Below are 21,834 nucleotides of genomic sequence, written 5' to 3' on the forward strand. Positions count from 1 at the left end.
GATCAATCCAGCCGCGCGCGGACGAAGGGACTGTCGGTCCAAGGGGCAGACACGCCCGTCTCGAAGACCGTTTCACGCCCTTCGGATGTCAGGGCCAGGTAGCGTCGATATTCCTCGGCATTGTTGAAATGTTGGCCGCGCGAGACCTCGGCCAGAGCCTTGCGGCGGAAATCGGCATTGTATTTGAAATGGCCGAACAGAAGCTCGCGCGCCGCCACATGGCGGGCGCCACCAACATAATGCAGCCCGGCCGATAGGTGCAGGAACGGGTGATAGCGCAGCAGCGCGTATTTCTGCGCCACGAAGAGCTGCGGACGCGATCCGGGGATCAGGCGGTGGCGCAGGGCGCTGGTCCAGGTATCGCTGTTGGAAAACGGCCCTTTGCCGGGATGTCCCGGCAGGAACGGGCGCGCATCGCAGAAGCGGGCCAGCGTGAACGGGTCCGCTTCCGCGAAATCGGCGCGCGACAAGGGCCCCTCGGGATACATGTCGAGCATGAAGATCCGCGCCGCATCCGCATCGGCGAAATCGGGACGGTCCAGCAGTTCGGTTAGTGTTTGGGTCTGGTCGGCCTGCCAGACCAGCAATTCGTCCGCATCCGCCAGAAGCGACCAGCGCCCGACGCGAAAGGCCGACAGGATCGCCTGCTGCCACGCCACGCCGTACTGCGAAAGGCGGTATTCGGTATCGACCGAGAACACCGCCACATCGGGTTGTGCGGCCAGGTATTCCAGCGTGCCGTCGTCGGACAGGTTGTCGGCGATGGCGAAGGCACCGACCCCCAACCGGCGGTAATGGTCCAGGAAATGCGGCAGCAGGAACATCTCGTTGCGCATGACGGCCACGACGGCCACGGGGACCTCGCGCAGCCGGTCAATCCGGTCTGCGGGCGTGACCATTTCTAGCGCGTGGCTGAGATAGCCAAGCCGTGTGTCGAGGAAGCTGGGCCAGATCTTCGCGGGCGTCAGGTCGGGCGAAGCACGCCGAGACAGCGCCTTTTTCTGATCCAGATGCGTGTCGAGATGAACCAGTTTCACCGGCGCCGCGGCGCTGGCATCAAAGCCGTTGACCCAGATCGGCACAGGGATCCCGCCGCTATGGGTGCGGCGGCGGACCGTGACGTGGTAATCCTCGTCCTCGAGCCCGATGCCAGCCAGGCGCAGCAGGTCACCCAGCATCTTGTCCTCCATGAAACTGGCCGCGATCAGACGGCGCCCCGCGACGCTACGGGCGGTGTTCCCCACCGCTTCCATGGCGTGGCGGCTGAGCGTGTAGCCGGTGCCGCCATCGGCGTAGATCGACGGCTCGGGCGAGCGGTCAAGCTCGAACCGGCCGCGCTGGGATCTGGACTTAGTCATGTGCCAGGCGCGATCCATATGTCCCGCTAGGCGCGACAGCAAGCGTCCGTGATAGTCGAACTTCATGTAGGTCAGGCTGTCGAAAAAGGTGTCGACCTCGACGAAGCAATCGTCGTCCACCTTCAGCATGTGGCCCGCCTGCGTGCGATCCCGCACCCAGTCTATGGCCGCCAACACCTTCTGCGGCAGGCCTTCGTAATCGTCGGGGGCGTCCAGATGCACCACGTCGCCCTCCTGCTGCCCGTCCCCGTCGCCGGTGACGACAATGTAGGGAATGCCCTTCGCGGCAAGCTGACCCAGCCACCCGTGGCGCATGGCGGGGATGCGGGTCTCGAGATTCGCGCGGCACGACACGACGACAACGATGATGTCGTGCAACCGGGACAGGGGTGTTCTGGCGCGGTTGCGGATCGACAGGCCGGAGCGGATCGCGGGCGCTTGTGCATGGGTCGTGACGTTTCGGGCCGTCAGCCAGGCATCGACACGCGCGGCGCCGTCCTGATCGGCCATGGCGGCCAGGCGCAGGGCCAGCCCCAGCCCCAGGTGGTGAAACGGCGCATCCGAAAACGCGGACAGTTCCGACAGAAGAGCGGCGCAGGCTGCATCGGGGACCGGTTCGCTCAGGGCGGCCATGCGGCGCCCGATGCGCATCTGCAGATCCGCATCGGGCGATTGCGGCGTGTTGACGTAGAGATCGCGCATCGCCCGGCGCACCGTGTCGATCCGCCCGGCATCGGGAACGGTTGGCGCGCCGGGGCTGGCCGTGCGGCGCAAAAGTTCGCTGCCCGTCTCGCCGGGATCGGCGGCAGCCCCCAGGTCACGCCGGAACCGAACCGCATCAGGGCTCTTGGCGGCATCGAAGAGGCGCAAGGCCTCATCGCGTCCGGTGCCCGAAACAGGCGCGACGATGGCGGCGCATGCCTGCCGATGGACGGCCAGTTCCGTGGGAAAGATGTCTGAATTCGTCAGTTGCGAGAGAGCGTCCCAGAGGCACCGGGACGGTCCGAATTCGCGCGCGGCCCAATCGATGACGCGCGCGCTGAGATCGGGGATCAGCCGATCGCGCCGCGCCACCAGATCCGCGGCGGTGCGGGTCAGGTCGCGACACGCGGCGCGTCGGGGATAGGAACCCACATCTCCAGAGACGAACTCCATGAAGCCCGTTGCGAGTGCGTCGCGGTCCTGCGGGGCGCAGGTCCCGTCCGACAGGGCCTGTCCCATGACCCAGGCAAGTGGTGATGTGGCGTACCATGCGCCGTGATCGGGCTCCATCGAGCGGATGGCGTCGACCAGCGGCCCGAGCTGCCCTTGGTCCCACAGGAAGGGCAGCATCGCGGAGTTGCGCCAGAGATCGGGGCCGGGCGCGAAAGGCGATGTCCCGTTGCGCCGCGCGTGGCGGAACAGCGGCGCCGGGTCGCGCCCGTCGCAGGTGAAGGCCTCGGCCAGATCCAGCAGGTGGGTCTGCATCAGTGGGCGCGGCAGGATGATCTGGGCCAGCACCGCGTCCGCATCGGGGGGCGGGTCGGCCGCCAAGGCCTCGCAGGTTCGCGACAGGGCCGCGTTCAGAAGAACCTGCCCGCCGTCGATCGGGCGCGCCAGATCCCGTGCCGCGGGCGGCAGGAAATCCCCCAGCCCGTAGAACCGCACCAGCCTGTCCAGCGCCGCTCGGGCGGTGGGCGACAGGTCCCGCGACAATTCGGCGAAGCGGGCGTGTTCTATGGCCAGCATCGCGGCTTCGGGATCGGCGGGCAGGTCAGGATCGGTCAAAAGCGTCTCCAACCTAGCCAGAATATCGGCTTTCCCGACGGTCAGCGACACGGGCGGCACGCCGTCCCGGTCGTCGAGGATGCGGATGGTCAGCGTCATTGCGTCCCGCCAGAGCCGACCGGGCAGGGCGGCCGTGATCTGGTGCGTCCCGGAATCCACGATCGGCATGGGCGGTGTCGTATCCGAACCGCCGGTGATCTCCAGCCGCGCGGCCGCATCGCCGTGAAGACCGCCGCGCAGGATCAGGCGGTCGTCGAGGACCAGCTGCCCACGTGAGACGGTGGGGCCGCCCCGCGTTTTGGGCACTCGCGCCAAGCAGACCGAGGCAAGGTCGATGCCGCCTGCCGGATCGGCATGGCGCACCGCCCCCAGATCGGTAAAGCGGACCGGGGCCCGTCCATCCCCGAAGGTCAGAACCGTCCGCCCGTCCAGCGCGATGTCGGTCCGCGACGGCGCGACGGTCAGGCTCAGCTCTACGTCGTCGCGTCCCCGCAGCTGGAACGGAGCTTCGACGACCTCGCCCCAGTGACCATCGCGGAAATCGTTGCAGGCGATCTTGCCGGTATCGGGCTGCAGCGAGATATGGAGAAGCGCCTGCGTCCCGTCCCGGTCGAGAAGGCCCAGATTGGCGTATCGTGTCTTGCGGTCGAAGCGGGCGCGGAAGCGCAGGATGTCGCCGGGTCGAAGTGGCAGGAAGAGTGCGCCGCCGAGATCGGCCGCAAGCTGGGTCGTGGATTGCGAGAGCCGCTGCAGCGGAACGGGGGATGCGCAGAGCCTCAGGCGCGCCAACCGGCCCGCGGTCACGAACCGGCGCAGGGCACGGGGGGTATCAGGGTCGAACACTGCCCCGGACGTACCCGCACCCCAGGATCGGCCATCGGGTCGGGCGGCAAGGATGGCGGCCAGGGCGCGGATTTTCCGGCGAGGCGACGGGGAGGTGTCGGCGCGCAGCAACGTGTCGTGCAGGGCGCGGGCGAAAAGCCGCGCTTCCCAGCCCCGGTGCAGACCTCGCGCCCGGTCCGGCGGCACGGAGGCGATCAGTGCGGCGTGGCCGCGGAGCAGGTCGCGCATACGGAGCGGGCGTCGGGACGGCGCGGCCAGCCGCACACCGGGCCAGTCCAGCCAAGTAATCGACCGGGCCGCGTGGGCGGCGCGCAGCAGGACGGACCAGTCGCCGTGCGGCGCGGTGCCGAACGGTTGCGCCGCGTCTTGCAGGGCCTGCCGCCGGAACAGGGTCGCGGACAGGACCGGCCGCAGCTCGATCAGATCGGCGGGTGTCAGGCTCCCCGGATCGGGGGGGCGGCGAAAGAAGGGCTGGTGGGCCCGGTCCTGCGGGTCGATATGGCCCATCACCCCCAGATCGGCCCCGTCTTGCAACAAGCGGTCGGCCAGGACCTGCACCGCGCCCGGCAGGACAGTGTCGCCCGCGCGCAGGAACAGGACGAATGCGCCGCGCGCGCAGGCCAGACCGTGATTGCGCGCCGGGTCGGGACCTTGCCCGGGTTGTACCACCGCGCGCGCGTCGAGATGGTCCCCCAGATCGGCGCGGGCGGCGATGTCGGGGCTGTCGCAGACCACGAGCACTTCGCGCCCCGGACCGTGCAGCGCGGCCAGCGCGGCCAACGTCGCCGTCAGATCATCGGTGCCGTTCCAGGGTATGATCACCGACAGGGGCAGGTGGCCTGCCAGCTCGCATCCGAAAGTCAGGGCGATGTCGGGATCCCAGTCAGGCGTGTAAGACAGGCCGTGTTCGCGCAGGAACAAAGCCGCATCCCGGGCGTGTCGCGCCCGCCGCTCGGGATGGCGCAGGACCGTGCTGCGCTCGAACAGCAAGCGGCTGGCGATATGGGCGAACGCCTCTGCGCCGTGAGATTTGCCGCCGCGGTCGATGATGGACTTTAATCGCCGCAAGACGTCGAATTGTTGGGCGATGCGGTCGTCGTCTTGCGCGGTGATCTGGCCGGGCCGACCGCGGGTCTGGATATAGATCGCCTGCGGCAGGTGAATGATATGATCGGTGCGCGCGGCGGTTTGCCAGTAGAACTCGTGATCCTCGAACCAGGTGCCTTCGGGAAAGCAAAGGCCTTCGATCAGGTCGCGCCGATAGAGCTTATTCCAAGCCGACGGAAAGTGCCGCGCGACATCGCGCCAGTCCTCCAGGGGATAGCGGCGCAGACTTCCGTGGCGCGACAGGTCGGCCACGCCGTGAATGGCCGAATGCAGCGTGCCGTGGCCGGGTGCGCCCGGGTCAGTGTTCCGAAAGGCGATGGCACATGCAACCCAGTCGCCGCCGGTCCGGTCCAGCGCGTCGACCATCTGCCACAGAAAGTCCGGTGCCACTTGGTCGTCGCCGTCGACGAAGGCGATCAGCGGCGCGGTCGTGTGGGCAAGGCCCGGGTTGCGCGCCGCCGACAGGCCACGGTTGTCTTGCCGGATCAGGCGGAAGCGTGAATCGCCCGCCATCGCGGCCTCGGCCCGCGCGGCGCTCGCATCGCGGGCGCCGTCGTCGACGACGATCACCTCGTACGCGACGCCTGACTGGGCGCGTAGAGCCGCGATGCAGTCGGCGATGTGGTCCTCGACATCGAAGACCGGCACGATCACGCAGACGCGCGGGGAGGTCTGGCCCGGGCTGTTCATGGGCGACTTGTTGGGTCATGTCCGCAAGGCCGACAAGGGCAAATCGCATTGTGCCGCGGGCGTGGTTTCATTACCCATGATCTCCATGACAGACTTCCCGCATCTGCACGCCCCCGATGGCGGATACGTCTTCGTCGTGACCTATGGCCGGTCGGGCTCGACCCTGATCCAGAGCCTTCTGAACACGCTGCCGGGCTACTGCATCCGCGGAGAGAACGCGGGCACCTTGCGCCATCTGCACGCGGCCCATGCTGTGCTGATGAGCAATGACGCGTTTTCGGGCTTCAACCGGCAAGGGCACGAAACCGCGCCGACCGTTCCCTGGTACGGGGCCGAGCGGGTGGACACGGCACGCTATGCGACGGCGCTGGCCGATACCTTTGTGCGCGAGGTCCTGACCCTGCCGCCCGGCACGCGTGTCGCGGGCTTCAAGGAAATCCGCCACCATCGCGATGCCGGAAACGTGGTGGATTACCTGCACTTCCTGACGGACACCTTTCCCAAGGCGCGCATCGTTTTCAACACGCGTGATCACGGGGCAGTGGCGCGGTCGGGCTGGTGGCGGACCATGCCGTCAGGTGACGTCGCTCGCATCCTGGCCGAGATGGAAAGCGATTTCGCCGCCTTCGCCGCGCGCGCGCCCGCGCGCTGCGTCACGCTGCGCTACGACGATTACTGTGCCGATCCGGACGCTCTGCGCGCGCTCTTCGATCTGCTGGACGAACCGTTCGATGCAGACCTGGTGGCCCGCGTGTTAGAACGCAAACTGGTCCATAAAGGGGTCTGAACCGGGCCATGTTTCTTAGCTTCTCCAAGCGGCATCTGTTCGTGGCCAATGCCTAAGACCGCCTCGGCATCGCTCGAGGCGGTGCTGTGGCCCTTCGCCGATATCGCTCAGCAGGAGGATCCGCCCCGCAAGCACATGGCGCTAGTCGAGGTGTTGGAGACGCGCGCGGTGATTTCGCCCGAGCGGGCGTGGCGCCCGACCGGGTGCTGAGTTTCGGCGTCATGCAGCAATCCGGTGAACTGGATCGGCAGCTGGGTTCGCCATCGCAGGGGCACCAAGGTTGAAAGCCCGCTGACTCCCGACATGGATTTTACCGATTTCCGGGCGCGCGCCGACTGGAACATTTGCCGCCTATCGGGCGAGCAGCATCTGCAGCGCCGGATATTTTGCTACGGGCGCGGTGGGCCCATCGCCGACATCATTTTCCCTACGAGATGCTTCCCTAGGAGTGCTTGGGCGAGGATTTCGCCCGGATCTGCACGAGGTTGGGCCGTTCGCCGGGCGATCTGCCTCGCGAAAATCGGCCGGTGCTGAGCGAGATCGACGGTCGGACGCTCGCGCTGGAGGTTAAGATCAGGAACTATCAAGCCCCGGATTGCCGCATTAATGTCCGGCTCGCTGCGTATAACATCCCCGACTGGCGCCGCCTGGCAGACGGCTGTCGCGCTCCGTGCCCTGATCAGAGCGGCGATTTGGGAAAGACTGGCGGTGTCGTGCCCGCGGCAAGGGCGCTTTTCAGCATCTCGGCCGCGTCCAGTGCCTCGCGGATGGTGACGTCCATGTCGAGATAGCGATAGGTGCCCAGCCGCCCCAAGAAAGTGACGCCTGTCTCGGCCTCGGCGGCGGCGACATAATCGTTCAGAAGCGCTTTTTCCTCGACCAGCCGGATCGGGTAGTAAGGCGTGTCGTCCGGCCCGCATGCGCGGCTGTATTCACGAAAGCAAATAGTCGTCTCGTGGTCTTCCCAAGGGGCGAAATGTTTGTGTTCGGTGATGCGGGTATAGGGCACGTCTGGATCGCCGTAATTCATCACCGCGCATCCTTGGTAGTCGCCATCGGCGCGGAAGGGCTCGAAATCCAGCGTGCGGTAGCCCAGCCGTCCCAGCCGGTGGCCGAAATACGCATCGAGCGGCCCGGTCCAGAGCACATGATCCGCGTTTTGCCCATGTTCCAGGTCGAATGGCGTCGACAGGTGCACGTCGATGTTCGGATGATCCAGGATGGCTTCGACCAGCACGGTGTAGCCGTGTTCTGGCATGCCCTGGAAACGGTGGGCGAAATAATCGTCGTCGTAGTTGAAGCGCAGCGGTAGGCGCTTGAGGATCGCGGCGGGCAAGGCGGTGGGTGAACAGCCCCATTGCTTTTCGGTATAGCCCTTAAAGAACGCGGCATAGAGCTCGGGGCCGACGAAGCGGAGCGCCTGCTCCTCGAAGCTTTGCGGATCGGTGATGGTCATGTCGGCGCGCTCTTCGATGAAGGCGCGGGCCTCATTGGGGCGCATCGTCCGCCCGAAGAACTGATTGATCGTGTGCAGGTTCACCGGCAGCGAATAGACCGCGCCCCGGGACGTGGTCTTCACCCGGTTCTTGTAGGGCTTGAACGGCGTGAATGCGTTCACGTAGCCCCAGACGTCTTCATCGTCGGTGTGGAAAATGTGTGGCCCGTAGGTATGGACCATCACACCCGTCTCCGTATCGCGCGCGGTGTGGCACTTGCCCGCCACATGGTCGCGCGCCTCGAGAATCGTCACGCGGTGGCCCGCCTCGGCCAGGGCGCGCCCGGTCACGGCTCCCGACAGGCCCGCTCCCACTACCAGAATGTGCATCGCGTCGATCCCCGGTTGACGGCGTTTCGCTGGCTTTAGGCAACCTCGTGCCGCAGCGCAACGCCGCGCGGCCCGGGTGGGTCTCCATTATCATCAACGAGCTTGGCGGAAGTGAGAGCGAAGCCTACCATACGACCCTGTTGTCGCTCGTTCCACCGCCACGCCCGCGGGTCATTCCGGCCGCGCTGGGGGGGGCGCGAGGGCGGGCAGACGGGCTTGCAATTCGTCGGACAGGTGGCGACCGGGCAGGGGAGTCTGGATCACGGGACCTTGGGGCTCGAGATCGTGACCACCGCGCAGGGGACGTTCGCAAGTTCGACCTGTGCGGGAGTGGCGGGCGCGACTTCCTAGGTGGCGATCGCGGCAACGATCCGCTGAACGGCGACGGGCCATGCGCAGGTTGATCATGCAGGCGGACGGATTAACCCTGGTGAACGTCGATGCTGCCGATCTGTCGGCGTCTGATTTCCTGTTCGGCTAGACCGATGTTCCGCGCCTGGCAGCGGGCCCATCTGGCCCGGCCTAACCGGTCGTGTTAAGTGGATCGCTCGATCGAAAACTGGAGGCATGGATGGCGTCAACACCGTATGCGAGCGATCGCGACAGTGCGACAGAGGCGCGCCCCTTCATCATCTGGACGCTGCGCCGGACCGGAGGCACCAATCTGGCTCAGCATGTGTTTCGGCGGTCGCGTTTCCGGTCCATTCAGCACGAACCCTTCAATAAGAACCGGGTTTTCGGCAAGGTCAGTGCCGATTTCGAGCGCGACGGCGATACCGCGCCGCTGGACCGGATCTGCGCCGATGGCATCCTAATGAAGCACTGCGTCGAAACGGTGCCGTTGGCCCTGTCGCTGGCGTTGCTGGAGCGCAGCGTGGCGCACGGATATCGCCACCTTTTCCTGATCCGCCGGACGCCTGGCGACCGTCTGGTCAGCCTGCATTTCGCCGGGGCCTCGGGCGTATGGGGCGCTCGCATGGTGGCGCAGAACAGCATCGACAATCTGAGCCGGATCGCCCGCAACACGCCCATTCCGATCGACGGCCTTCTGGCGCGCGAACGGTTGGATCGGGCCCGTCTTCTGGCGGTATATGAGCGGGCTGATGCGCTGGAAACGCGCCCGTTGATCGCGGTTTTCGAGGATCTCTACGATTACGACGCCCCGTCCCTTTCGTTGGCGCGACTGGCGCGACTGACGGCTGGCCTGGGCCTAGACCGTGCCGGGGACGCCGCCGATGGCGCAGACCGCGAGATACTGTTCGGCGGCGGCCAGAAGACCCAGAGCCTCTACGCGCTTGCGCCGAACCACGATGCGTTCCGCAAGGCGGTCTCGGAAATCCCGCCGATGACGCTGGGGGCAGTTCCCGACCCGAACCCGGCCCAATGGGCCAATTTCGTGACGCATTTGGGCTGCAGGATTGACCCGCCGCGCCAGTCCTGGAGATCGGATCTCTTGCAACTGACGGGCACCACCGCGCCACGGGATGGCTGGCGGCTGCGATTGGCTGATGGCACGGTCCTGCCGATGGAGACCGAAGTGGCGCGGAGCCCCGATGCGTCGAAGCCCGCGATCAGTTTCGCCGTGCTTGACGTGCCGCGCGACGGTTTGGCCGGTGCGCGCATGGTCATGCGTCAGCCGAGTTCAGGGCCCAGCCAGTGACCCAAATCCCGGTCGCGGAAATGCGCCTCTATTTCGGCAGCATTCTGGAATCGGTCGATCACCCGGTTCTGACCCTGCTTGCGCAGGGGACTCGACAGGTCGCGCCGGGAGCTTCCGAGAAAATCGGATAGACGCCCCGAGATTTCGGGGGCGAACAGATCGCGATACTCCAGCGTCAGGCGCGCATGGGGCAGACCCGCCAGCCAGACGCCCAGCAGGTGGTCTTGGTTGCACAGCCGATTGCATTCCGCCAGCGCCCAGAACGGTCCCGCCTTCACCTTGACCGGGGCGCTGTCGGCCCGTGCCGTCCAGGCGCCCGTCTTCTCAACCTGACGCATCGAGGCAAACTGTGCCAACTTGTTGGAGCGGACCACATGGATAAGCCGCAGGTCGGGGCGCGCGGGAACGACATCGGCAAACAGGGCCGGATCATGCTGGAACAGGATCTTCACACCCAGGACGGGCGGCACCGTGTCCAGCCCATCGCCCGCCAGCGCTCGATCCAGGAAGCCCCCCGGATCCCGGTCGCGGGCGACCAGCGCGTCGGTGTCGTGGATCTTGTCTCCGTCGTCGTCGATCTGCCAGGGGTCGAACATCTCGCCCCGGCAATGAATATCGGGATGGGCATTCAGAAGCGTCTGAAGGTAGGTGGTGCCGGACCGGGGCAGGCCCAGGATGACGAAGCGGGTCACGAGATCGCGGCCCGCGCCCGGCGCAATCCGTTCTCCAGCAAGGTTCGTGCCGCATCCGCCCCGTCCGCTTCCGCATAGACGCGCAGTTCCGGCGCGTTGCCGGACATGCGCAGATGCACGATGTTGCCCGAAGGATGGGTCATGCGGACACCATCGGTCAGGTCTAGTACGGTCGACGCGCCATCCCAGAAATCGGCCCGGGCGGCAGGGTCGTCGCGCAAGCTGTCGATCCAGGCCTGCGCTGAGGGACGGTCCACGCGCTGCAGTCGATCGGCGGCGGTGACGCGGACGGGCAGGGCGGCGACCAAGTCGGACAGGCTATGACCTTGGGCTTTCGCGGCCATGAGCGGTGCGATCAGGGGCAGGACGGCGTCGCGGGTGACCAGCGCGGTCAGTCCCTGCGCGTCGAAGCCCAGCAGGAAGCCGCCATTGGCCTCGAACCCGACCACGTTCTGGCCCGCCAGCGCGTCCATTCCGGCGATGACGAAGGGTGATCCGATCCGGGTGCGTGATACGTCCGTGAAGTCCATCCGCTCCAGCATGGTGTTGCTGGTCACGGGGGTGACGATATGGCTGGCCTGCAGATACTGCGCGGTGATCGCGCCCAAGGTGTCGCCGGGGATAATCCGGCCCGCCGCGTCGGTCAGCAGCGGCCGGTCGGCATCGCCATCGGTGGACAGGATCGCGTCGAAGCCCTGGCTCGCCCAATCGTCCAACAGGGCGCGTGTGGCGTCCGATACCGCTTCCGTATCGACGGGCACGAAGGCGCCCGAGCGGGCCAGCTCGACCACCTCGGCTCCCATCCGCGTCAGCAGATCGGCCAGCAGGTCGCGTGCCACGCTCGAATGGCTGTAAAGGCCCAGCCGCAGGCCTGACAGATTGGTGCCGAATGCCTCTGCATAGCGGGCGATATAGGCGTCGGATGCGGCTCTGTTTTGGTCTGGATTCACATCGGGAGCCCCTGTCAGGGCAGGGGCGTCTGCCTGAGCGGCACCGACGATGGCCGCCTCGTCGGTCTTGGTGATCTCAAGCCCGCCACGGGTGTAGAATTTCAGTCCGTTACGGTCAGCAGGGATATGGCTTCCAGTGACCATGATCGCCCCCGCGTCCGCCTTGCGCGCGGCCAGCGCCAGCGCCGGGGTGGGCAGCGCGCCCAGCCGGATTGGAACAGAACCTGCCGCCTGCACCGCCGCGGCCGCCATCGCGGCGATGGTGGGGGACGAAGGGCGCAAATCCTCGGCGATCAGCACCGTGGTGCCCGCGTCGCAGGCGGTCACGAACCCCGCCACATGGCGCGCAACCAGATCGGGGGTCAGGCCGGTGACCAGCCCGCGCAGGCCCGAGGTGCCGAATTTCGGGGGCTCAGTCGCGGGCATAGACATCCTCGTAGCGGAGGATGTCGTCCTCGCCCAAGTAAGAGCCTGTCTGAACTTCGATCAGCACCATCGGCAGCTTGCCAGGATTCTCCATCCGGTGAACGGCGCCCAGCGGGATGTAGACACTTTCGTTCTCGGTCACGAGCTTCACCTCGTCGTCCACTGTCACTCGCGCGGTGCCCTCAACCACGATCCAGTGTTCCGAGCGATGGTGATGCGATTGCAGCGATAGGGCGGCGCCGGGATGGACCACGATACGTTTCACCTGGAAGCGCCCGCCGACGACCAGGCTTTCGTACCAGCCCCAAGGGCGATAGTCGCGCGGAAGAGTCTTGGCCTGTTTCAGTCCCCGGGCATGAAGCGTGGCGACGGCCTGCTTGACCTCTTGCGCCCGGTCCTTGTGGGCCACCAGCACCGCGTCGGGCATGGCGATGGCCACGATATTTTCGAGTCCGATGCCGACGATGGTCTGGTCGGGGTTTTCCGAGCGCAGCAGCGTGTCGGTGCAATCCATCGCCAGTGCGGGGCCTGCGGTGGCCACGCCGCCCTGTTCGGTTTCGCGCCAGACGGCCTTCCAGTCGCCCAGATCGGACCAAGCGCCGGTATAGGGCATGACCGACAGGTTGTTAGCCTTCTCCATCACCGCGCAATCGACCGAAATAGGGTCTATTCCAGCCCAATGTGTTGGGTCCAACCGGGTAAACCCCAGATCGCGTCGGGCGTTCACGTAGGCCGCTTCCACATGCTGCAGGACCTGCGGTGCGTGCGCCTCGAAGGCCGCGCGCATCACGTCGGCGCGGAACAGGAACAACCCGGCGTTCCACAGATGCTTGCCGCCCGTGACCATTTCCTGCGCGGTGGCGGCATCGGGTTTTTCCACGAAGCGCGCCAGCGGCTGGGGGCCGTTGTGGGGTTCGCTTTTCTCCAGGTAGCCGTATCCCGTTTCGGGGCGGTTGGGCTTGATGCCGAAGGTCACGATCCGTCCCTCGCGCGCGGTGGCGACGGCGGTTTCGACACAGGAGGCGAAGCCTTCGGTGTCGGGGATCAGGTGGTCGGACGGCGCGATCAGCACCAGCGCGTCCGCCGCGGTTTCGGACGCCTGCAAGGTGGCGGCCAGCACGGCGGCGGCGGTGTCGCGGCCCTCGGGTTCGATCAGGATCGCTTCGGGATCGAGACGCAGCGCGGCCAGTTGTTCAACCACGATGAAGCGGAAATCGTTCGTGGTCACGACGACGGGACGAGCGAACGCCGCCCCAGAAAGCCGCCCTGCCGATGCCTGGAACAGGCTCGCGTCACCGATAAGGGGCGCGAATTGCTTGGGATAGCTTGCCCGGCTGAGCGGCCAGAGCCGGGTGCCAGAGCCGCCGGACAGGATGACGGGGATGATGGAGGAAGCTTTGGAGTGGGTCATGAAAACACCTTTAAGGTATTATCGTATCACAGGTCATGTATTTATCGATCTGTAGTGAAACTGGGTACGGTCTGCTCCACTCACCCGAAGACGGACAGCAGTCCGGATAGGCGTCGGTCCGAGAACCGGTTTCATACGCTCGACGATCCAGCCACAATGCCGCAATGTCCGTTGGCCGCTGCCATCGCCTAAGCCACTAAGGGCAACCCTGTCGTAATCCGACTGCCGGATTCTTATGGCAGGCATTGCTTTTCGGCACGCCCCGCAGACCTGCGCCATGAGCGAACAGGCATCGATTTCCGAGCCATTCACAAATTTGGCGTCAAATGCAATTGCCCTATGCACACCTGAATGATCGGGCGCATTGCTCGGGTCCGGACCGATTGATTTTGTCTTACCGTCGTGATTCATCGCTCGAACAACGAGCGGTGACATGTCTGATCTTTTTGGCTGACCGACGCGCAAATGGCGCGGCTGGAGCCCTGTTTTCCAAAGTCCCATGGCGAACCACGCGTCGATGATCGACCTGTGCTGAGCGGAATTATTTTCAATTATTACAATAAGTTTAGTTAGTTTTATGCCCTGAAGGGACACGGTCCTCGCAGACGCTCTACATGCGCTGGAAGCGGTGGAGCGAAAAGGGTTGTATTTGCCCAAATGGTGGCCGGTCTGGCTACCCGGCACGGCGAAAAGAAGATCGTGATGATCGACGCGACCTATCTCAAGGTTCATCGAACAGCGACCGGCATGGGCGTCAAAAAGGGGGGCGTGGGTGTCTGATCGGGAGGGTCAAAGGCGGTATGAAGACCGGGTTGCACGCATTTGCGACAGCCCGCGCCGCCCGCTCAACCGGTTCGTTACGGCCGGAGAGGTCAGCGATTGCATCGGAACGCGAGTACTGCTCAGCAGCCTCCCTACAATCGAACACCTGCTTGGGGATCGCGGCTAGGATGCCGACTGGTTCAGGGAAGCGTTGAAAGACAGAGGGATATGCGGCTTCATACCGGAGCTAAGCAGAGTAAGACGCCCGTGAGACACGACAAGCGACGGTACAAGCGGCGCAACCGGATCGAGATCATGTTCGGCAAGCTCAAGGACTGGAGGCGCCGGGCAACCCGGTACGACAGGTGCCCCAAAGTCTTCCTGCCACCCATCGCCCTCGCAGCAACCGTCATCTACTGGCTATGAGTTCTGACACTAGAGCCCATGGGCGTCGTCGTGGTGGGGGCCAACAATGAACGCTTGGGCGATCCGTTGTTCCCGGTTATCAAATGCGACGCGTCTGATGCGCAGGTTCTCCTGGTCGAGCCGCATCCTTACCTGACGCCGCATCTTCGCCGGAACTATGCCTTCCTGCCCAAGGACGCGATTTTCCAACAGCGCGGTGGGATCACCGGGGCAGGCGCAGCGTTTCTCAGTTCAGCCGGAATATTGAGAACTTCTCGTTCCGCCTTAAGCGGGCGCGGACTGGTGGCTCTATCGTGCACCTCTGAGCGTGACATCGGCCAAACGCAGCTTCGTCGAGGCCGGGTGAGGCGCGTCGGAAAAGAAGAAGTTGGCCCCGCACATGCCGTTGGCAAGATCGGTGTTGTTGAACTGGCCGCTCGTGGACGTACTGGACGACTACCTTGTCTGCCACTTGGGTGAACACCTTCTCTGCGTCCGGCGCGGCGTCGCTGGAAGAATCGCTGATCCAATAGTGCGATCTGGAGGATATGGCCCGCTGCCAAGATCCTCGCAAAGACCTGTCCGGCTCTGGACAAGTAGGCCCAAAGTGGGCAGATCGACGGCGAACATACCGACAGTTAGCAAAACCAGACGCAGCCCCATCCCTAGCGGTTCGGCACTCCGATTGTGCCACTATGTCTACCTTTCACGATCGGTCATCGATCTGCGGATCATCTGCACAACAACAGATACCTTCTCATGAAACGTAAATTATCCATCACGACCTCGATACACGGGCAGACCGATCTTATCGAAGAAATCATCACGTCTTTTCCCGAAGGGGGCCGTATTGCCGATATCGGCACAGGTTCGGGATTGGCCGCGCGGCTGTTTCATGATGCCGGGTGGGAGGTTTCGGCGACTGGGTTCGACATGGAGGCCTATCTGGACGGTCATTCCCTGCCGGACGGTGTCAGGGTTCTGGCCGATGTCGACATTTGCGATGCCAACCAGTTCGAGGATGGAGAATTCGATGCCATCTGGTGCGCGCATGTGCTGGAGCATGTTTCGAATACCGGATCGGCGCTGGAAGAACTGCGACGGATACTGAAACCCGAAGGTTGGCTGTTCATCGCAGTTCCGCCCTACAAGGATAAAGTCGTTGGGGGTCACGTGAACACCGGATGGAATCTGGGGACCTTGATGTACGTCTTGGCCGACGCCGGTTTCGACCTGTCCGGGGGGCGGTTCATCCATCACGGCTATAACGTCTTCGGCATGGTGCAGCGTGGTCCGGGACGAATATCGAACGGCTCTTTGCACCGTGCGAACGGAGACATCGAGATCCTGGCCAAGGCCAAGCGGTTCCCGGCAGGATTTCCGGCCAAACAAGGGTTCGACGGTCGCTTGCCTTCCGTGAACTGGCGCTGGAACCGCCCCCCCGAGGATATCCCGGTGCCGCGTGCGGATTTGGCCAACCCGCCCGGGATCGCGCCCATGAAGATCGGCTTCTTCGTCCCGTGGATCACCAAGGGGAAGGGCGGCACCGAAAATGTCGGGCAGATGATGGCCAACGCGATGGCGGCGCGTGGCCATGACGTGACGGTCTTCACGTTCGACGACACCAAAGCGCCATCGCGCTGGCCGTTGGATTCGTCGATCGCGCTGGTGCATCTGACCGAAGCCGAGGGTCCGCCCGCCGATCATCGCATGGCGGTCGAGGTTGCCGGCCGCAATCTGGATCTTCTGGTCGGCCTGCACATGAACCGCACCATGCTGCGATATGTCCGCTGCGCCCACAAGATCGGCCTGCCGCTGGTCCTATCGGAACATGGCGATCCGCGGACGACTGACTGGATCGGGACCTTCGATCCGGACGAGCGCGCCATCGCGATGGCCGGCGCGACCCTGATCCATTTGCTCCTGGACGATTTCGTCGAAACGCTGGACCGGTCCGCGCGTGCGAAAGCGCGGGTGATCCCCAACACGATCCCCGAGCCCGAAACGGTTTCCAATGTTGCCAAGGAGAAAAACCGATACGTTCTGCTTTCAGTATCGCGGCTCGTCCCACGCAAGAACCTATCACGTCTGATTACTGCTTTTGCGCAAGTCGCAGACGATTTTCCGGCCTGGGATCTGAGATTGGTCGGCAACGGACCCCAGATGTCCGTGCTCAAGGCGCAGGCCCGCGCCGCCGGACTTGAAAGCAGGGTGGAATTTTCTGGCGAGCTTGACGACGTCTATTCCCAGTACCGCGATGCGGACCTTTTCGTCACTCCATCCCAGTTTGAAGCGTTCGGGCTGACACTGTGCGAGGCGATGGCGCACGGTGTTCCCAGCATTGGTCTTTCCGCATGTCGGGGCATCAATCGGCAGATCATAGATGGTCGGAACGGAATACTCTGCGACGGTGGCGATGGGCTGAACTCGCTTGATGCAGCTTTAAAAACGTTGATGTCCGATCCTGAATTGCGCGTCCAGTACGGCAATGCCGCGCGCGAGGATTTCTTGGCGAGATATTCCAACGATGTGGTCTTCGCAGCTTGGGAAGAGCTGTTTGTGGAGGCCGCTGAAAGGCCGTCTGCACTGGAACGGCCCAGCCACGAAACTTTGATGTCCGTTAGGTTGTGGGAAGCGGTCTGGGGACAGCTTCCCGCCACCAAAGATTAGGATACGTGAAAATGAGTAATCCAAAGGCTTTCATCCGCTTCAAGGAGCTACTCGAAGTAGCGCAAAGATCACACGATCCCGATCGAGACATTCGCGAATATGCCCTTTCGTTTGCCAATAGAGACCTCGGCATTGGCTTGGTTCGCGCGGGATTGACCACGCGGTTCGGGGCCAACCTGTCGAATGTCTTTCCGAACCTTACGCCGGTCGACGATAGCAGTGTTGCTGACTGCACTTCATTTCTGTTGACGGGAACCATCTTCAGAGACCCCGAACATTCGCACAGAGGCGGCGTTCGGTTGCTCAACACAATGCCGCAAGCTGTCGATGTACTATTTTTTGAAACTGCATTCCTTGCCACGACGCACAGCTGGGCGCACAGCTTTGATGAAGGCAAGTCAGCCTATGCCTGTTTGGGCTATGTCTACGACGACATTGCCTATCATTTCATGGCCGATTACCCCAACCGGATCATTCAGAAGCTCAACAGCGACCAGACGCCGACCGAGCAGGAGCTAGCGCGCGCCGAAACCCTGCTGAAGCGAATCGTCAGCCAGCGGATCAGTAAGTACAACGCCCAGCCCATGCGGGCTCCAACCATGACCGACGGCTACGCGCGCCGGGTGCTGGTCTGCGATCAGGCCTATGCCGATGCTTCGACCGTCTACGGCAAGGTGGGCGAGCCAGAATTCGAGCGGATGCTGCTGGCCGCCATCGCCGAAAACCCCGATGCCGAGATCCTGGTCAAGACCCATCCGGATTCCGTCTGGAAGGAAGGCAAGCGCGCGGGCTATTACGCGCATCTGCACTCGACCGGCCGGGTCCGGATGTTGCGCGATCCAGTCAATCCCTACGCCCTGTTCGATCAGGTCGACACGGTCTATGTGGGCACCAGCCAGATGGGGCTCGAGGCGCTGTTCGCGGGCAAGCGGGTCGTGACCTTCGGCGTGCCCTTCTATGCCGGCTGGGGCCTAACCGACGATCGCCAGACGATCCCGCACCGCCACCGGACCCGCAGTCTGGCCGAGATCTTCCACTATTTCTACATCTGGTACACGATCTATCACCTGCCGGACCAAAAGGGCCCGGCCGAGATCGAGGACGTGCTGTCCTATATCGAGCAGAACCGCCCCTATCCGCTGCCGCCCACCGACACCGAGCTGGCCGCGCCACCCAAGGTATCGGTGATCATCCCCGTCTACGGCGTCGAGAAATACATCGAGGAATGCATCGCCTCGGTCCAGCGCCAGACCCTGCGCGAGATCGAGATCATACCGATCAACGATGCCTCGCCGGACGGCTCGCAGGCCATCATTGATCGTTTGGCCGCAGAAGACCTACGGATCAAACCCGTCGTTCTATCGCAGAATATTGGCCAAGGCTTCGCGCGCAACCGTGCGCTCGAAGCCGCCAGGGGAGACTATGTCTGGTTCCTGGATTCTGACGACTGGCTGGTCGATCCAGAGTTCCTCGAAAAAACCGTCCAAACGGCCGAGCAGAATGGCGCTGACATGACCCGTGCGAAAAAGGCGGGCGAGGCGATCTATGATGAGAACGACAAACTGCTCAGGATCGACGAAGACGTGACCGAACGCGTTTTTTCCGACGATGTTCCGGTGACGGATTACCGCAGCAACCCAGACATCCTGCACAGTCGGCATTTTTGCCTGTGGCTTTATCGTCGCGATTTCATAGGCGAAAACGATATCCGGTTCGTCACCACGCACTGGGAGGAACGGGCCTTTCTGCTCAAGGCGCTTCTGCGCGCCCGCACGATCTCTCTCACCACCAACAAATGCTTCATGTACCGGATCAGGCGCAACTCGACGGCCCGCCGCAACAAGAACATGGGCGATGTGGAAAAATTGCTCCAGAATTTCGAGCATATCTGCACGCTCTTGAAGGACCACGGAGCGGTCGACCGTGATGACGATCTTCGGATGCATCTGAACTTTCAAATCTCACAGTTCGTCAGCATTCTGTTTTTCGGTTTTTGGTATCGGACACTGATACGCGAGGCCGTCGATACCGAGCCTTATTTCCGGCGCATCGCGACATCACTGGAGATGGTCGACTTCCAAAGCACGGACATTACGAATGCCCCTGAAGGGGTCTGGAAAGATCGTTTCAACCGCGGTGTCTACCACATGATCATCACTGCCCTCCGATCTGGCCGCTCTGATTGGCTGAATATCGTGGTCAATGACGCACCAGTGGCGCAGGCTAAGCTCTACGAGACCCTGCTCGCCGAGCCATCGGACGCCGCGTCGGCCGACCTGCAGGCGGCACTGTCACGCTATGCCCGCAACGACATGGTCGCGATGTCGCCCGCAAAGCCCGGTGGTCGACCGCGGTCCAAGCCTCGCATCGTCATCCATATCGGCGCCACAAAGACCGGCAGCACCTTCCTGCAGCACATGCTGGAAAAGAACCGCCCCGCCTTGCTGCGCGAAGGGGTGTGGTTTCCCGAAATCGGTTTGTTCTGGCAGCAAAACCGCCCCCACAAGCAGGCCGGACATGCCGCCTATACCCGCGCGGCCAGGGACGGCGACCCGGCCATACGCGACCATATCGAGCGCGGCTTGGCCCTGATGGACGGGCGGATACACACGATCATCCTGTCCAGTGAGGCCTTCTTCCTGCAAGAGAATTCCCGCTTTCTGGCGGATTACTTCAAAGGTTACGACGTTGAAATTGTGGTTTATCTGCGACGTCAGGACGAATGGGCCAATTCCCAATATTGCGAATTCGTGGCCGGCGGCGCCGTTGGCCGGACCGACCTGCCGATCGACAAATGGCTTGCGCTGTCCAAGACCCGGAAGCTGCTGGATTACCGCATCCCATTGCAAAAATGGTCCGACAAGATTGGCAAAGAGAATGTCCACGTCCGCGTCTTCGAGCCGGACAGGCTGATCGACGGGGACCTGCTTGCCGATTTCGCCGACGCGACCGGACTGCCACAGCTGCTGGATCTGCCGCGCCCCGACGCGCGCGACCAGAACGAGGCCCGCCTGTCCGCCGCCCATGTCGAGGTCTTGCGCCTGTTTAACACCCGGCCATTCACTAGCGATGCCGCGTATCTCGATTTCATCGAAGAGGTGGGGACCGGCATCGCCGCGTGGCGGCAAGAGCGTGACCTGCCCCTGCTAAAGCCATGGGTGCTGAGCGCCGAGCAGGCCGAGACGCTGATGCAGGAGTGGCGCGCAGCGAATGACACCATTGCGCATGAGTACCTGTACGACGACAAGCCGCTCTTTGACATCCGGAAGCGCGTGTCAGAATCGGCGTCGGTGCAGCAGGAAGAAGTCGCCCTGATCGAGCAGATCTACGCGCGCCACGCTCCAAAACAAGACGCCAAACCGGCCAGCGCCAAACGGTCCGCTAGGCCAAGCGTCCAACAAGTTCCCGCTTCGCAATACGCATCACCGCTTCCTACCCCTCCAAGGCTCGTAAATTACGGGCTGTTCGGTTGGCGATTATGGCTTCTGACCCCGATCTTGGCTGTCTTCTATGGCCCGCGGCTTCCGCCCGAACGGTTTCAGGAATTCCTGACCGAACCGTTCGACTTCTCGCGGCGGCACTGGATCCTGCGGCGTCCGCTAATGACCGGGCTGCTCTATCCTGGCGGGAATTTCATGGGGCCCGGAGGTATCTTCCGGCTATGGGTTCCGATTGTCCGCAAGCTGATCGACTTGACCGGACGGACCGAGATGCGGATCCGGTTCGACGCGGATCCGATTGCCGTCACACGCGATATGAACAGCCGCATCGGACGCGCGGTGGGGCGTCTGATGTTCCCGATCGGAGAACTTCGGCGCCACTAGATTTCGATTTCGCGACCTTCGTGGCCATACGGATACGTGCCCATCGCCGTCATCCATCACGATCGCATCGCGGGGACCGGACCGAATATATTGCCAGTAACCAGTAAAGAGCAGCGAGATGCCCACCAGAAACAGAAACCAGATATCGGCCCTGCAAGACGCCATCGACGCCCGTGCCTCCGCGCCGGTCATCCTGGTCTGGATCCGGCACCGGCCGCGGGTCACCACCTTGCGGCCCGTGGCCCATGCCTTGGCCGCGAACGGCTTTCAGGTGGTCGTCGCCTAGTCCCCCACGCTCGATTCCACGCCCGAAATGATGGGGTTCGACGCGGCGATTCCTTGCTTCCAGGTGCCGCATGAACAGATGCCGGATGTCCTGGGCGCGACGATCTTCCTGACCTCGGAGCAGGACGTGCAGAACGCGCCGCCCGACACGCGGCGGGTCGGCATCCACCATTCGCTGCCCGACAACAATCTCCAGCGCAATCATGCCAACATGCTGGCTATCAATCCCGTCACCATGTCGATGATGTGACCTTCCCCCGCGGTTAGGGCCATTGCGAACTGGAATCTTCCGGTTGGTTTGCAGTGTTGAGCGGCAGCGTGAAGACCGCAAGAGTCTCAAGCGCTGGCGCGGTGGTTTGCATCATGAACTCC

General features: G+C 63.6%; 15 protein-coding genes. 10 read left to right on the forward strand and 5 right to left on the reverse strand.

What is annotated here, in order from left to right; translation table 11 throughout:
• Positions 1-2: 2 nt before the first annotated feature.
• Positions 3-5,765 carry a glycosyltransferase gene (locus tag ILP92_RS16575; protein ID WP_198917527.1) on the reverse strand — a complete coding sequence of 1,921 codons (5,763 nt, stop codon included), beginning with the start codon at positions 5,763-5,765 and terminating at the stop codon, positions 3-5.
• Positions 5,766-5,841: 76 nt separating this feature from the next.
• Here ILP92_RS16575 and ILP92_RS16580 point away from each other — a divergent pair, with 76 nt between their 5' ends.
• Positions 5,842-6,552, forward strand: a complete 711-nt coding sequence (locus ILP92_RS16580) for a sulfotransferase (RefSeq protein WP_198917528.1) — start codon at positions 5,842-5,844, stop codon at positions 6,550-6,552.
• A gap of 48 nt (positions 6,553-6,600) precedes the next feature.
• Entirely contained in the window at positions 6,601-6,762 is a 162-nt protein-coding gene (locus tag ILP92_RS16585; RefSeq protein ID WP_198917529.1) for a hypothetical protein, read from the forward strand.
• A 469-nt stretch (positions 6,763-7,231) separates the two neighbouring features.
• On the opposite strand, the gene glf is transcribed toward ILP92_RS16585, so the two are convergent.
• Positions 7,232-8,377: a UDP-galactopyranose mutase gene (gene glf, locus ILP92_RS16590; RefSeq protein ID WP_214650083.1), complete on the reverse strand. Its 1,146-nt coding sequence runs from the start codon at positions 8,375-8,377 to the stop codon at positions 7,232-7,234.
• Between the two features lie 571 nt (positions 8,378-8,948).
• Between glf and ILP92_RS16595 the strand changes: the two genes are divergently transcribed.
• On the forward strand, positions 8,949-10,037 hold the full coding sequence (locus ILP92_RS16595; RefSeq protein ID WP_198917530.1) for a hypothetical protein: 1,089 nt from the start codon (positions 8,949-8,951) through the stop codon (positions 10,035-10,037).
• On the opposite strand, the gene ILP92_RS16600 is transcribed toward ILP92_RS16595, so the two are convergent.
• Genes ILP92_RS16600 through ILP92_RS16610 form a run of 3 tightly spaced genes read right to left on the reverse strand, consistent with a single transcriptional unit; the run spans position 10,010 to position 13,516 of the window.
• Positions 10,010-10,729 (reverse strand): sulfotransferase, encoded by a 720-nt coding sequence (locus ILP92_RS16600; protein ID WP_198917531.1) that lies wholly within the window; start codon positions 10,727-10,729, stop codon positions 10,010-10,012. The genes ILP92_RS16595 and ILP92_RS16600 overlap by 28 nt on opposite strands.
• Positions 10,726-12,105, reverse strand: a complete 1,380-nt coding sequence (locus tag ILP92_RS16605) for a phosphohexomutase domain-containing protein (RefSeq protein WP_198917532.1) — start codon at positions 12,103-12,105, stop codon at positions 10,726-10,728. Before ILP92_RS16605 ends, ILP92_RS16600 begins: the two co-directional genes overlap by 4 nt.
• Complete coding sequence (locus ILP92_RS16610; protein ID WP_198917533.1) at positions 12,092-13,516, reverse strand: mannose-1-phosphate guanylyltransferase/mannose-6-phosphate isomerase; 1,425 nt, start codon at positions 13,514-13,516, stop codon at positions 12,092-12,094. The genes ILP92_RS16605 and ILP92_RS16610 overlap by 14 nt, the downstream gene beginning before the upstream one ends.
• Positions 13,517-14,173: 657 nt before the next feature.
• Here ILP92_RS16610 and ILP92_RS18940 point away from each other — a divergent pair.
• The 7 genes from ILP92_RS18940 (at position 14,174) to ILP92_RS16640 (ending at position 21,712) form a co-directional block, all read left to right on the forward strand.
• Entirely contained in the window at positions 14,174-14,296 is a 123-nt protein-coding gene (locus ILP92_RS18940) for a hypothetical protein (protein ID WP_438361560.1), read from the forward strand.
• 210 nt (positions 14,297-14,506) lie between these two features.
• Positions 14,507-14,704, forward strand: a complete 198-nt coding sequence (locus ILP92_RS18945) for a transposase (RefSeq protein WP_438361561.1) — start codon at positions 14,507-14,509, stop codon at positions 14,702-14,704.
• Positions 14,705-14,722: 18 nt separating this feature from the next.
• Positions 14,723-15,163, forward strand: coding sequence for a hypothetical protein (locus ILP92_RS16620; protein WP_198917535.1), 441 nt, complete (start codon positions 14,723-14,725; stop codon positions 15,161-15,163).
• Between the two features lie 279 nt (positions 15,164-15,442).
• On the forward strand, positions 15,443-17,353 hold the full coding sequence (locus tag ILP92_RS16625; protein WP_198917536.1) for a glycosyltransferase: 1,911 nt from the start codon (positions 15,443-15,445) through the stop codon (positions 17,351-17,353).
• Between the two features lie 11 nt (positions 17,354-17,364).
• Positions 17,365-21,177, forward strand: coding sequence for a glycosyltransferase (locus ILP92_RS16630; protein ID WP_198917537.1), 3,813 nt, complete (start codon positions 17,365-17,367; stop codon positions 21,175-21,177).
• Between the two features lie 118 nt (positions 21,178-21,295).
• A complete protein-coding gene (locus tag ILP92_RS16635; protein WP_198917538.1) occupies positions 21,296-21,463 on the forward strand; it encodes a hypothetical protein in 168 nt (55 codons plus the stop codon).
• Between the two features lie 27 nt (positions 21,464-21,490).
• Positions 21,491-21,712, forward strand: a complete 222-nt coding sequence (locus ILP92_RS16640) for a hypothetical protein (RefSeq protein ID WP_198917539.1) — start codon at positions 21,491-21,493, stop codon at positions 21,710-21,712.
• Positions 21,713-21,834 lie beyond the last annotated feature (122 nt).

The sequence above is a fragment of the Palleronia pontilimi genome, assembly GCF_016412875.1.
GTDB classification, from domain to species: domain Bacteria; phylum Pseudomonadota; class Alphaproteobacteria; order Rhodobacterales; family Rhodobacteraceae; genus Palleronia; species Palleronia pontilimi.